General features: G+C 44.4%; 8 protein-coding genes. All 8 read right to left on the bottom strand.

Features of this window, described 5'->3' with window-relative positions:
• Nucleotides 1–10: 10 nt before the first annotated feature.
• Nucleotides 11–2,134 carry a hypothetical protein gene (locus RDQ32_RS01530; RefSeq protein ID WP_308578860.1) on the bottom strand — a complete coding sequence of 708 codons (2,124 nt, stop codon included), beginning with the start codon at nucleotides 2,132–2,134 and terminating at the stop codon, nucleotides 11–13.
• A gap of 120 nt (nucleotides 2,135–2,254) precedes the next feature.
• Complete coding sequence (locus RDQ32_RS01535) at nucleotides 2,255–4,957, bottom strand: RICIN domain-containing protein (protein WP_308578861.1); 2,703 nt, start codon at nucleotides 4,955–4,957, stop codon at nucleotides 2,255–2,257.
• Between the two features lie 335 nt (nucleotides 4,958–5,292).
• Nucleotides 5,293–6,924: a hypothetical protein gene (locus tag RDQ32_RS01540; RefSeq protein ID WP_308578862.1), complete on the bottom strand. Its 1,632-nt coding sequence runs from the start codon at nucleotides 6,922–6,924 to the stop codon at nucleotides 5,293–5,295.
• 506 nt (nucleotides 6,925–7,430) lie between these two features.
• Nucleotides 7,431–7,784, bottom strand: coding sequence for a hypothetical protein (locus RDQ32_RS01545; RefSeq protein ID WP_308578864.1), 354 nt, complete (start codon nucleotides 7,782–7,784; stop codon nucleotides 7,431–7,433).
• A gap of 588 nt (nucleotides 7,785–8,372) precedes the next feature.
• Nucleotides 8,373–9,620 (bottom strand): pyridoxal phosphate-dependent aminotransferase, encoded by a 1,248-nt coding sequence (locus tag RDQ32_RS01550; protein ID WP_308578865.1) that lies wholly within the window; start codon nucleotides 9,618–9,620, stop codon nucleotides 8,373–8,375.
• A gap of 195 nt (nucleotides 9,621–9,815) precedes the next feature.
• Nucleotides 9,816–10,889, bottom strand: a complete 1,074-nt coding sequence (locus tag RDQ32_RS01555) for a hypothetical protein (RefSeq protein ID WP_308578866.1) — start codon at nucleotides 10,887–10,889, stop codon at nucleotides 9,816–9,818.
• A 220-nt stretch (nucleotides 10,890–11,109) separates the two neighbouring features.
• Nucleotides 11,110–12,315, bottom strand: a complete 1,206-nt coding sequence (locus RDQ32_RS01560) for an acyltransferase family protein (protein WP_308578867.1) — start codon at nucleotides 12,313–12,315, stop codon at nucleotides 11,110–11,112.
• Between the two features lie 99 nt (nucleotides 12,316–12,414).
• A complete protein-coding gene (locus tag RDQ32_RS01565; RefSeq protein WP_308578868.1) occupies nucleotides 12,415–14,103 on the bottom strand; it encodes a phospho-sugar mutase in 1,689 nt (562 codons plus the stop codon).
• Between the last annotated feature and the right edge of the window lie 223 nt (nucleotides 14,104–14,326).

Raw genomic sequence — 14,326 nt, forward strand, 5'->3', positions numbered from 1 at the left:
GAAAAGCACTTTAATAGGGATATTTTTTCACGAAATTATCCCAGCCCATCTTTTTTACTTCAGATAAAGGATAGTATTCCAGCCATCCGGTATCCTGTGATGCAGCAAATAAGGCGGAATCATTCGTCACCTGTGTATTGGGTTCGGTTTCTCCAAAAGTATAAACCTCTGTAGAATTAATCTTTCCACCATCATAGAAGAAGTAGAATTCATGATAAAACATCTCATCATTTTTGTACTCTCCTCTATACCATGTGGAGCCAAAAAGTCCGGGAACCTTTCTTCCCTTACTATATTCCGCATAGGCTGTTGGTGCATGTACATCCATAGCTCCATCAATAACTTTTGCACCGTTAGCAGAATATTTTATAAAGCAAGTATAGCTATATGTAGCTCCGATATTCGTACCGATAAGTAATTCCGGTGTTCCATCATTAGTAATATCATACAAAGCTAAAACAGGATCATCATAAACAGTCAATTCTGTTGCATACCTTTTTGACCATATATAATCATAAAACTGTTCTTTCCACGTTCCCTGATTGGCACTTGCATTGTTCACCGCTTCTGTTGCTGCCGTTGTTGCCGGAGCTTCCGTTTCAGCGGGTACAGCTTCTGTCTGCGGTGCAACCTCTACAGCCTGTCCGTCTCCATTTGTATCAGTTCCTTCTCCCGCCTGTTCGGCTACTTCCTCTTGCAGTGCCTGAGCCTGACTTTCCATCTTGCTCTTTTCTTCCGCACTTGCTTCCGCCATGTTTTGAACAGTGAAGGTCAATCCCTGCTCTCCTGCATTTTCCGCTACAAGGCAGGAGCGATATTGCTCTTCCGAAAAGCTTTCGCTGATAAATTTGAGTAGAATACGATAAGCCATTGCCTCCTTTTTCACGGAAAGGATTTCCATACTGTTGACTTCTCCGGTAGAGGGGCTTCCTTGCTCCAGATTTTCTAAAATGCTAAGCAATAGAGAATCCGGAAGACTTTCCAGAAGAATGTCGGAATCATCCCCTTCCTTTAAAATCTGTCCTTGCAGGAAGAACAGGGCCTCATTATAGGATAAGGCTATATTTTTTACAGAAGCAGTCACAGGTTGATTTATGCTATTCTTCTGTTTTTTTGCAGTATTTTCTGAGGAATCAGTAGATTTCTCAGGCTGATTCTCAGGCTTCTGAGACTCAGCCAAAGTATTCGAAGCTTTATCTTCAGTTTTTTGCATTACATCTACAGTGTCCTGAGAATCCTCAAACTTGCTGTTTTTGCCGTTGCTAAGAAGTATACGGGATTGTTTCTTCTTCAATCCTTCCCAAAGGGTCAAGTAATCCTGTTCCTTGACTTCTTTTCCGTGTAGCATATATTGTCCGGAACTACCTTCTACAGCCGTTTCTCCGACTGATTCCCCGACATTTTCCCCTGCTTCTTCTCCCGCATCTTCACCGCCAAAGGCTTCATAGGAATGACTGGCGATTTCCTCAAAGCTTAGGGGAAGACTGCCGTTATTCAAACGATAAAGGCGCTCCAACATTTGCCCGTCATACTCTTCCCGATAGAGATAGAGCGTTTTTTCCCCTTGAATTTGAAACAGGGTATAGTTCACACCGCCGCCGGCAAAGACATCCAGACTGTCCATAGTGCATAGAGGCTCAAGCTTTCCGCCTACAAAGCTGTATACCTGTAAATCTGCCTGACTTACCCTGCCGTCTTCCTTTCCACTGTTTCCTTCTATGTAAAGTAGCTCCGGGGTATCGTCACCGAAAATATCCCAAAGCAGGACCGTTTTTCCCTCTTTCTGCTCTGCTTCTTCCCCTGCATCCTCTGTATCCTGTCCGCTGTACTGCCAGACATACGAAGAAATGGCCTCTCCCTTTTCTTCCAAGTGGGCAAGATAGGACCCATAGGCTCTACTATAATCCGAAGAAAATGCTTCCTCCTTCCCTACGGCATTAGACTTTCTCTGTAAGAACATGAGAAAAAGAAGCAGTATCGCCACAAACAACACGAAAAATGGCAAATACTGCATGAGTTTGTAACGGCCGTTTCCGGTATTTTCGGTATTACCGGTGTTTTCAGCTTGACCTGCACTTCCGGAAACTCCGCCGTTTTCCTGTTGCTCCTGTGAAAAATTGGAAAAGTTCATCATTTTCCCCCTCTAATTCCGAGTAAATCGGCTTCTTTGAAGCTTTAAGTTTTACCCTATCTTTTTACCACAATACCAGCGGTAGCAAAAAAGCCACCGCCGGTATCAGTTCCCTGGTAAATCTTATCTCTTTACCGGCTTTCCATTTACAGTCCATCGACCTTCACTATCTAATTGATAACCGTCTTTTTGTTCATTACGATAAAGTCTTCCCTGGTTTGCTCCTCCTTCTTCCAAATAGTAACAATAGCCATCAATCCACTGCCAGCCTGTTACCATTCTTCCTTTCCAACCGTCGGAAGTTGGGAAGAGATAATATTTGCTACCGTTTAACTCTATCCATCCTGTTGCCATATAGCCGGAATCCAGGAAGTAATACCAATAGGTCTTACCATTGTAATCTTCATTTCCCCAGTTGTTCTTGGGATAGCTTCCGTCTGCTTTTTTATACCACCAGCCGGTTCCGTCTTGCATCCATTGTCCGCCTGCTAAAGAACGCTCAACACCCAGAACCTGTCCTACATTTCCACCGCTAACGCTGGGCTTTCCGAAGCCACCGGAGGAGCTTCCGCCACCTCCACCGCCTCCGCCACCACCGGAGGAACCACCGCTGGAGGAACCACTAAAGGAGCTACCACCGCCGCCGGAGGAACTGCCACTAAAGGAACTACCGCCGCCGGAAGAACTGCTGCCTCCACCGGAAGTGCTACCGGAGGAGCCGCTTGAAGAACTGCCACTATTGCCACCGGTCTGTGCCTTCTTTTTGTACTGCGCCGTAATAGTTATATTTCCCTGCACATTTCTTGCATCCTTATCCCAGCCGGTAAATTCATAGCCCTGTACAAGAGGTGCTGAAGGATAGCTTGCATTTTCTCCTTTTTCTACTCGCTGGGTAGATAAGTTTTCTCCGTTCATCCCCTTAAATATAACATTATAATACACTGCCGCAGGGTATCTGTCCAAGTAGAATCTTTGCGCGTCATGTCCATGCCATAGATACTGCTGAACATTGGTACCATTCGCCGTCTGTCCGCCGTAAACGTCCACTACCTTTCCGGAGTTCTTATTCACAAAGCGATAGGTTCCGTCACCATTAGACACTACATACCATTGCTCACTGGGCTTATTGTGCTTCTCCCAGGTTAAAATGTTGACTTGATCATAAAGACTATCCGCTACCACATCCAAGTACTGATTATTGTACTGGTTCTTCACCAAGAAGCTTCCGTCAGCCTGCTTTTCCAAGTTCCAAACTGCCGTAGCATCCGGCGCTGTCTTATTGTAGTCCCAAAGTAGTACGTTGGTTCCCAACTTTGTGGGATTGCCCTTTTCCACAACTACCGCTTTATCCGGTGATAGCTTGGAACGAAGTACGTATCCTGTACTCTTCACTTCCGGGGCACTCTTTTCATTTACTTTAGGTTTATAATATTTAAAGAGTTTAAAGCGCTGAGCATAGCTGCCATTTGGTTCATATTGTCTCACATTTGTGCCATCTGCAATACCGGCATTATCCACGTCCATTCTAAGCCCGGAACACTGAGGAATGAACTCATAAGCATCTCCTTGCTTTACGATATAAAAACGCTGATTGGCATTCGTTCCTATTTGATTCCAGACCTGAATATTCGGTCCATTGCCCGCTGCTCCGGGGCCTCCATTCACATCTAAAACCGTTCCTGCCTTAGACCGAATAATAAAGCTATCATCAGCCTGTCTTTCCAAACGCCAGTAATATGGAGCCTCTCCCCAAGTGCGGTAATCTCTAATGAAAACATTTTGACCACTTTGTCCGTTACCGCCATAGGCAAGACATCGTCCTTCAGCAAGTGTAGAGGTGATTAGATACTCTCCATCGGCAATATCATCGTCGCTACCATTTGCCGGGAGGGGTAAACGATCCGGCTTGGGAGGAGGCGTGGGCTGATTATAAATATAGATATACCCTTGGAAACCGGGTACATTTTCCTTTACACCATATCGAAAATCGTAAGCCCAAGTAGATCCCGCTCCCCTTGTTCCATAGCTGGAACTGGAAGTATAGACTACACCATTTTCTACCTTTTCTACTACAGCAACGTGTCCATAAATATAAGTCCCATCTCCCCACCAACAAGCAATAGCTCCCGGTCTTGGCTCACTACCGTATCTAAAGGCGTTTGTACTTTTATTATACCCCCACCAATCCCTAGCATGACTTGTAGAGAGATTAGGTCTATAGCCTAATATTTCATATGCTCTTCCAAAAGCATACCAGGTACAGTTCCATCCTGGAGATGGAAAAGGATTACCAGGTTTACTATAATACGTTCCCCCTGTTCCCGGATTTGTCGTCCTCGGCACATATCCCACCGACCTAAACCCGGAATATCCGAACAAAGACGCGGTCTCTGCTACGGGAGCTTCTTCAATGCCTTCCTCTTCCGTCTCCTTAAAGCCGCTTTTCAGCTTGCTCAGATCCACGATGGAATAGGTATTTTCTTCTTTTGCTACAGATCCTTCTGCTACTTCTTTTTCCTTTACTTCATTCTCTACTCCCTTTCTCGAATTTTCTTTGTTTTCCGCTTCTTCCTTTCCTTTTTCTTCTTGTACTTTCCCTTCTGATACTTGTACTTGTACTTCTTTGCCTTCTGCTTCTTCCTCTTTCTTTTCTAAAGAGCCGACTGAGTCTTCCGAAATTGCTTCCTCCGACTTTGTCTCGGTTGTTTCCTTCACAATGGTTTCAGATGCTATATTTTCCTGCTCCGCATACGCCGGAATCGTAGCACTTCCTACCATCGCCAAAGAAACAAAAAAGGCAAGGATTTGTTTCTGTCTTCTTCTCATGCATAACCTCCTTATCCTGCATTTGAAAACAAACGTTTTTCCTATTCACGTAGTAGTGTTCAAGCCATCAGCATATCCGCAGATAAACTACATCCTGACGGATGAACTTTGGTCACAAGGCCAGCCTATCGGTATGCCTCGGAGAATCTACTCGCTAGTGTTGCTTTGGTTCTAGCAAAAAATTCGCAGGAATACACTTCCCTTTTCTTACACTTACAGGGGGTGTAAGTTTGGTGTAAGTGGAAAAAAGGCGCAAAAATAGGCGCAAATTCCGGAAAATTCATTTTCCAAAATCTGCGCCATAGGCATTTTCAAAACTATTTTTAAAGTATCTTTTAGAGATGTGCCGCCAGTAGAAAAAAGAAAAAAATCAGTAAAGCGTAAAGAAGAAAGTAGGCTCTATGCATTCGCATAAGAGGGAAAATGCTTCGAACCCGATCTTTCAGGAAAGAAAGCAACCATACCACCAGCACAACAACATTTACCCCGTGTACCAAGAAGGTGCCCAGTCCTGCTTTAAAGCAAAGAATGGCATAGAGGGTGCTCAGCACGAAAACGATGGGGAAAATAATGATAAAGGAGCCGGCACATTCCGCATTGAACTCCACCGCAAAAGGAGAACAGGAGGAAAACCACAGGAAACCGTAGATGAAAAAGAGCGCTACGGCAAATCCGGGAGACAAAAGTAATGTCCCCTCTCCTCCATGCATATAGCCGTAAACCAAAACCAGGAGGATTCCTATCGCATTAAAGGTCATATTGAATATCATATGAAAGCTGTTGGCAATCACATGCAAACGATCCATTTTCTTGGTATCCGGGTTCTCCTCGCTGGCACAAAATGTATGCATGGGCTCCCTGGTAAAGAGAAAAAAGCTGTGCACAAAGGTTACCAGCATATTAAAGGCCAGGGAAATGTTGGCCACGGGGACAAAGTGTCCTTTTCCCACATAGCTTGCAAAGTCCGGAATACTTCTTAGGAAAATGTAAAATGCCATAGAGGAAAAGGCTCCTAATAGGTTGCAGCCCAAGGAGTAAATAATGAGCTTGGGAGACAGGTCATAGCGCCCCATTCCGGGAATCACTCTCCGGCTATCTCCATATTTTGCAATATAGGGAATTTCTTTCAGCTTAACCTCCACTGCGGGATTTCTTTGACAATAAAAAAATACCGCTATTGCCGTATCCAATAGTCCCAAAAAGAAGGGGGAAACCGCCAGCATAAAACTCAAAGTAAAAAAGGCAAAGGGCGGAAGCTGAATGCACTGCAAAAATACGTCCAAGGTATTCATTTTTCCTAAATGCAATACGAAGAACACCAAGGCAATCACGCCTATGGTAAAGAAAAAGCAATTTCTGTTCTCCAAGATTTTCTTCCCCAAGGGGTTCTCTGCTGTAAAATCCGCTCCCCGAGGCTCAGAGAGAAGGGGGCCGGGCTGCTCTGCTTTCGGAAGCTCCATTTGCTGAGATTGATGCAGCAGCATATCTATAGGCATATCCATTGATGAATTCACGGAAGAATCCACCGGAATATTCATAGGAGGCTCTACAGTCCTATCCGCGGAAGCATCCGCAGATGCTTCTCTGATTGCATTTTCCTCCGTAAGCTCCTGTGGACACAGGCAGTTGTCCAGCCCATACTCTAAAAAGCGAAGGGCATAGCTTTCCAAGTCCTCATCTTCATTTTCAGAACCGGGAAAGCTAAGCTCTTCCCTTTTCAAAAACTGACGCAAATTTCGAAGGGTGTAGGCTGAATCCTGCTGTTGAAAGTACTCTGTAAAGCAAAGAGAAGCCGCAGTTTTTAATCCGCGATACCCTTTCCGCTTACCCTGTTTGATTTCACTGATACGAGTCTCGGTCATGTTTCCTTCACGAACCTTATTAAAAATAGAACACATGGCCTTCTGGGTCACCCGTAGTTCTTCGTTTATATAGCGGAAAATATCTCCTTGGCAGACGCTCCTCATAGCCCAAAAACTCCTTCAGGGAAAAATCATTGCAATTTCAAGCTTATTTTTTTATCATGCGTACTCTTTGTCTTGCCTGGAGTAGCCCTCTTTATCCCCTCTCACAGCAGCTCAACAATTTGTATATATAATATCTTAAGAAATACTCGTATGTTGTCAATATCCTATGAAGATTTTCCCCCTTTCACGGTAAGAATTTTGTTTCATTCCTTCTCTTTTTCTTTATATTCTTTAGGATTCTTTAAGGCTGAAAACATATTTTGCTCACAGTTTTCTTGTATCCTATACACAGTTACAGAAATGTAACTGAAGAAAAAAAGCTTTTCATACTCAACTCCGGGACCTTCTCCTGAAAATATGGTTTCGGAGTCCCCCCTTCAAAAAAAGAAAGCGGCTGTGAGAAATCACAGCCGTTTTTCTTTTCTGTTTATTTTAGTTACAGGACTATTATCCAAATCAGCAATACCCTTCCTTGAAATGCCTGTTCGCTTTCAGCTCCGTCTTATCTAGGAAACTAAGCTTTGCCTTTTTTTGTTCAAGAAAAACAGATTAAAAAGCATGATGCCGATATAAAGAATCAGACATGCTCTATTGATAAGATTGGTATGAAAAACGAAGTAGTTTAAAATGCAGGCTCCATAAGATAGAAAAACTAGAGCAAAGGAAAACTGATAGACTCTGCTATCCTTTAAAGATGTTTTTTCGTCCTTCATCCTTCTTTCCAACTGACTCGCTGCTCCTAAGCCAATAATCATAGTCATGCAGAAATCTTTTGTAGCCTGCTCTTTACTAATGAGATACACAATAAAGAAAGCTACAGCCACCCCGATGTTCAAAAAATCCCAAACGCTAAGCTTCATGCCTCCTCCTTTCATTAATAGCCTTTCACGGCTATCTTTGCTTTCAAAGTTTATTTTCCATTGCTCCGCAAAGCTCTTTTGAAAAAACTTGCACAGTGAAAATAAATCAGTATTTTGAAAGAATATCTTTAGAAGGATTATATAATACTAACTTTTTCTTTTCATCTTACATTTCTATTAAACAGCAAAAAGTAGCTGTAAAAAATCAAAATATAAAGAAATTTTCGGCAATATAGTTCAGAATTGAGGATAATCCCGATACTTGCGAAAGACCGGCGAAGGGAAGGACTGTAGAAATTAAAAAGCTAAAGCGACAGATGCAGTATAGGCATGAAAGAGAGCAATCTGAGCCCGCCGGTACTTGCGAAAAACAAAGGTACTGTAGTTTTTCGCTTAGTACCGCTGCAGGGCGAGGTTAGCGGGAGCGTGCTCGATTTCATGCCTATACTGCATCGGAGCGAGCCTCATCAATGAATACAGTCCTTCCCTTCGCAGAGGCAAGGCTAGCGAGAGCGTGCCCCATTTATAGACCCACACTGCTTCAGAGCGAGCTTAGCGGGAGCGTGCTCGATTTCATGCCTATACTGCTTATAAAATTTTTTGATTTTTTACATCGCTATCTTTCTGCTCTGCATCCGTCTCCTTACGATGCTTCACCTTCTCCCACAAAGTCCGAAAAGCAGGCAGGGAGCTTTCAATGCTTTCATAGGGAATGCAGTAGGACAGGCGGAAATAGCCGGGTAAGCCGAAGCCGTCAGTGGGCACCATAATGATATGCTCTTCCTCCGCCATCTTCTGGAATGCCTCTGTGTCCTCCAAGGGGGACTTCATCAAAAGATAAAAGGCTCCCTCCGGCGGCAAACAGGAAAATCCCATTTCCGTAAGCTCCGTATAAAGAAGCCGACGATTTCTGTCATAAAATCCCACATCCACCTTCACTTCCAAACATTCGGAAATAACCTTTTGGAAAAGGGAAGGGGCATTGACAAAGCCCAGGGTTCTTCCGGCAATCGTAGCAGCCCGCATCAGCTTTTCTCCGTCCTCCACATCTGCCCCGATAGCCAGATAGCCGATTCTCTCTCCCGGGATGGAAAGGGTTTTGGAGAAGGAATAAAGATAAATGCTGTTGTGATAAAGGCCGGGCATAAAGGGAACGGTTCTATCGTCATAAACCAGCTCTCGATAGGGCTCATCGCAAATCAAATAAATGGGATGCCCCACCCTTTCCTCCGCCTCTCTCAGCATCTCCGCCAAGGCCTTTAGCTCTTCTTCCTTATACACCACTCCACTGGGATTGTTGGGGTTATTTAAAATCACCGCCTTGGTTTTTCTGCGGATCAGACGGTCTGCCATACCGATATCCAGAGAAAAATTATCTTCCTTCACCGGAACTACGGTAAGCTTTCCCTTGTAGTGGGAAACGTAGGCATTGTACTCCGTAAAATAAGGGGCAAAGCAAAGCACCTCATCCTCTTCGTCCAGAAGACAACGCATCAAGACATTTAAGCCTCCTGCCGCTCCGGCACAGAGGAGAATCTGCTCCTTCTCATAGGGCAGTTCAAAACGTCTTGTCAGATGCCTTGCAATCTGCTCTCGCACCTCATCATAGCCGGCATTTTTCATATAGCCGTGAATCTCGTGGGGATCCTGGTTTTCCAAAAGGCTGATAATGGCATTTTTTACCTCATAGGGCACAGGAGCCACAGGATTCCCCAGACTGAAATCATAGACATTTTCTTTGCCGTACTTCTCGGCCATTTCCTGTCCCAGTTCAAACATCTTTCGAATCGCGGAATTTCCTTGTAAAAGGGGTTCCATTGTCTTTGCCAGTGCCATAATACCTCCCAAAGAGCATGCTCTTTTTCTTTACTGCGTTTCTTGATTTGCTTTGCAATACTTCTTGTTCCTTATTGCTTACTATTTTGTAGCTTGTTCGCTTTTGCTTGCTTTTACTTGTTATTTTAACGCTAATTCTTAATTTATTGCTTCTATTTACTGTTTCTATTTATTGCATCTATTTACTGCTTCTATTTATTTCTTTGACTGTGTTCCAGTCTGCCTTTCCTTCTTTTGCCTTTTCAATGCCGCTTCCTTTAAGGCCTTAAAGCTTTCTTCTTCAGAAACTGCATCCGGGTTGTTTCTAAGCATGGTTTTGGTCCACCAATGCATCTTTCCGCTTTCTGCATTTCCTCCGTCTTCCAAAACCGCAAGCTCCTCCTCCATTCTTTCCTTATCCTTTAAGAGACCTTTAAGAAGAGCACCGGCAGATTCTTTCAGATTCCCGGCGGACTCCTTTACACTGCTGGCTGCCTGTCCCACAGCGCCCTTTGCGGTATCCGCCGCAAGGCTTGCTGTACTGATGGTATTGCTGGCCGCCTGGCTGACCGTATTTTTCGCCAGAGAAACGCCGGACTCCATCACATATTTCACGGCAGCCACATTGCCTTCCTTTTGCTGTACGTTTCTGAGCTCTTCCGCTCCCTGCTCCCACTCCTGCTTGGCTTCACCGATGCGGTCGTAAAGCTCTCCGATGGAACGCCGCAGGTTCTGAATCTCTTCGGAATTTCTCGCCAGTCTTCCCAGACGCTCCCGAAGCTCCAGAGCCGCGATGACGGAGAATACCACATCTTCCACAAAAAGGGTATAGAGCATGGTGTCAATGATCACAAAGGTAAGATAGCTCCAATCTGCCGGAATGGAGGAAACAAATTTATGCACCACCTGCATTAAAAAAATCGCCATCAATCCCCATCCTATAGAAGCAAAGAAGCAGATGTAACCACGAAAGTTCAAAGGATTCTGAGAATAATCCCACCAGCGCATATGAAAGATATGATTCATCAGAAGACCGGTGATAAGTTCCAATGCCGTTCCGCCGAAAAATCCAAGCAAAAAAAGATAGAGGAAATGCCCCTCATGTCCATGAGCGAAGAAGACCAAAAGGCAGGATCCCACACCATACAAGGGAATCCAGGGTCCATGGCAAAATCCTCTATTCTGTAAATGACCGGATTTCAGAGAGCAGTAAGAAGACTCGAAGCACCAACCCAGGATGCAATACAGCATAAAGAAGGTCAGCCACTGTAAAATTGTGTATCCTCTCATAAAAACTCCCTTGCTTTAAAAATCATTTTTAGCTATTTTATCGCAGTTTTTCATTATTGTCGAGTTTTTTGGCGTTTTTCAAAATATATGTTCTAAAATACGGATCTTAAGCGCTATATGCAAAAGTGTAGGTTTCGGGATTTATGTCATAAGCTATATGATCCAAGCTTTGAGTATGGAAATCTCTTAGAAAGCCGGGATTTAATCCCAAATCTTAGATTTACCATCTTTTCTTGCAAAAGCTGTAAAGGGATTTCCTTCCCAAAAGAACGCAAACTGCCACAGAAAAACCTACTAGGAATAGGAAGAAAAGAAGCTGAACCGGCAAAGCTCTCTCATAATGTAGGAAATAGCTGTAGCCTCCCATCTTTAGGAACAAGTCCCGGAAAGGGCGATGGAACAGATAAATCACCAAAGAATATTTTCCCCAAAGAGAAAGCTTCCTCTTCAAATTTTCCAAAATTTCAGAAAATCTAAATTGGCCTTCCCAAGCTCCGGTAATGCCAAGCTTCCGGCCCACAGCACCGGTAAGGCTCGACTTCCTTCCTAAGATTTTCTTGTGTAAAGGATACTTTCCCAAAAAAGAGAGTAGCCAATAGAAAAAATAGGAAATTCCCAAAGCAAAAGGAATATAGAAAATGCGAAGCAGGATGGGAAAGCTTTGAAAAAAGGGAAGAATCTCCTCTTTGCTGACCCTTCTGTACCATACTCCATAGAAAATTCGGGTATAGTTTTTTAAACCGGGGAAAAACAGGAGGAAAAGAAGCAGGGAAACTCCCCCAAAGAGAGCAAGGCCGTCTCTTCTTTTCTTCCAGGAAAATGAGGATTGAGAAAGGAGCATCCCGAAATAGAAAAAGGGAGCAAAACCGAAAACCCGATCCAAGGCCAAGAAATCCACAAATCTCCTATTTTGATCCAAATATCCTGCGAACAAAGAAAGGAAAATCAGAAGGAGAAGGTAGTATTTTTCTCCCCTATCCTCCGGATTCCCCCCCTTTCCGATATAAACTCTATTTCGTTTAAAAAAGCAAAGGGGCAGACAGGCTAGCTGCCAAAAGAAAAGCCCCAAAAGATACCAAGGGGTAGAGGATTCATGGAGATAATCCGGGAAGCCTCCCTGACCCCCGTAGCAAAATACATCAAAGGGATAGAGCAAGGTTTTTAAGAAAAAATAGCAGATAAAATAATACAGTAGATTCGAAAAAAGAGAGGAAGCCTTTCTTCCCCTCTTTACAAAGCTTTGTTGAAAAAAATATCCGGACAGGAAGATAAAGGCAGGCATATGAAAGCTGTATATCCCATAAAAGCTCCGGGAAAATAATGCCATGCCACTATCCTTTACAGGCAGGAGAAAATGTCCAAGCACCACAAGGAAGATTAAAAAGCCCTTGTATCGGTCCAATTCCTCAACTCTCTCCCCTGCCATACTATCCTTTCTTTTACCGCGAACATAAGTGCTTTTGTTACTGCTATTTACAGTGCTACTACTCCGCTCTCTCTGCTATTCCGAATACCGCTCTATCCTTTAAGCAAAAATCGGTGCTACCGCCTTTGCATACTTCTCTTTTACCGCCTGAGCCTCTTCTTTATTCTTTCCTAAGGTAGTGTAGTAAGCCTTAATCTTCGGCTCTGTTCCGGAGGGGCGCACAATAATGCTGGAGCCGTCCTCCAAATGGTAAATCAAAACATTTGCCTTAGGAAGCCCTGTCTTCTCCGTATCCAGATAATCCACACATTCCTTTACCTTGCTGCCGGCAAAATCCTTAGGGCTATCCTTTCGTAAGGAATCCATAATGCCCTGCATCTTATCCATGCCGGAAAGTCCCGGGAAGGAGAAGCTGTCCACGGAGTTCAGGTAGTATCCATGTTGCGCATAAATCTGCTCCAAACGCTCCTTAATGGAGGAGCCGTTTTTCCGGTAATATGCCGCCATCTCACAAATCAGCATGGAAGCCACCACCGCGTCCTTATCCCGCACCGCGGTGCCGGACAGGTAACCATAGCTTTCTTCGAAGCCGAAAATGAAGCGATTTTCCTCTCCCTTTTCCTCCAAAAGCTTAATCTGCTCTCCAATCCACTTAAATCCGGTCAGGGTATGGCGAAGCTCTATGCCATAGTACTCTGCCACCTTATCCGCAAGGGGAGTACTCACAATGGACTTTACCGCCACCGGTTTTTCCGGAAGGGTGCCTTCCTCCTTACGGCCTTTCGCAATGTAATCTAAGAGTAAAACCCCCATCTCATTTCCGGACACCAATTCATAGCTTCCGTCCTGACAACGCATGGCGATACCCACACGGTCTGCATCCGGGTCTGTCGCCAGCATCAGGTCTGCATTTTTCTCCTTAGCAAGGGCCAATCCCTTCTCCAAAGCTGCAAAAATCTCCGGATTTGGGTAGGGGCAGGTGGTGAAATAGCCGTTAGGATACTCCTGCTCCGGCACAATGCTGACATCCTCGATGCCCATTTCCTTGAAAATGCGGGTTACCGGCTCTAAACCGGTACCATTCAAGGGAGAGTAGACCAAGGTCAATCCTGCATCCTTGCAAAGTCCGGGATGCACCTGCTGGGAAAGAACGGATTTATAGAAGGCTTCCTTACAATCCTCTCCGACGAAACGAATCAGCCCCTCTTCTACAGCCTTGGCAAATTCCATGGTCTTATAGCCGGTAAGTACATCGGTTTCCTGAATCTTTTTATAAACCTTTCCTGCTGCTTCGTCAGTCATCTGGCATCCGTCACTGCCGTAGGCCTTATAGCCATTGTACTCCGCCGGGTTATGGGAGGCAGTCAGCATAATACCCGCACTGCAATGATAGTATCTGGTGGCAAAGGACAGGGCCGGCACCGGCATCAAGGCATCATACATCCGAACGGTAATGCCATTTGCCGCCAAAACCTTGGCTGCTTCCTTGGCAAAGGTCCAGCCCTTTAGACGGGAGTCGTAGCTGATAGCTACCAGCTTTTCCAGCTTCTCCTCTAAGATATATCTGGCCAATCCTTCTGTAGCCTGACGCACCACAAAAAGATTCATTCTGTTGGTTCCTGCACCCAGGGTTCCTCGGATTCCTGCGGTACCGAACTCCAAAGCTCTTGCAAAATGCTCTTTGATTTCTTCCTCCTGCCCTGCCATGCATTGCAGTTCTCTCTTTAAATCAAAGTCCTCTAACTCCGCTGCCATCCAGCGCTGATACTCTTTTTGATAATCCTGCATCTTCTTCGTCCTTTCTGCATCCTGCCTTTTTTCCGCTCTACTTTACCATGGAAGACGGAGAAGAGGCAAGAATATCGTATAGAAATGATGGAGCAATCGTATAGAAATGATGGAGCAAACGTCTCTCCATAAAAATCTCTTTATTTCTATAAAAACTGTTTATAAAAGAACAGTATATTAAAAGCATCTTTTTGTTGTTAGTTAAAGCTAACCATTATATAAT

The organism is uncultured Oribacterium sp. (assembly GCF_902481605.1).
GTDB classification, from domain to species: Bacteria; Bacillota; Clostridia; order Lachnospirales; family Lachnospiraceae; genus Oribacterium; species Oribacterium sinus.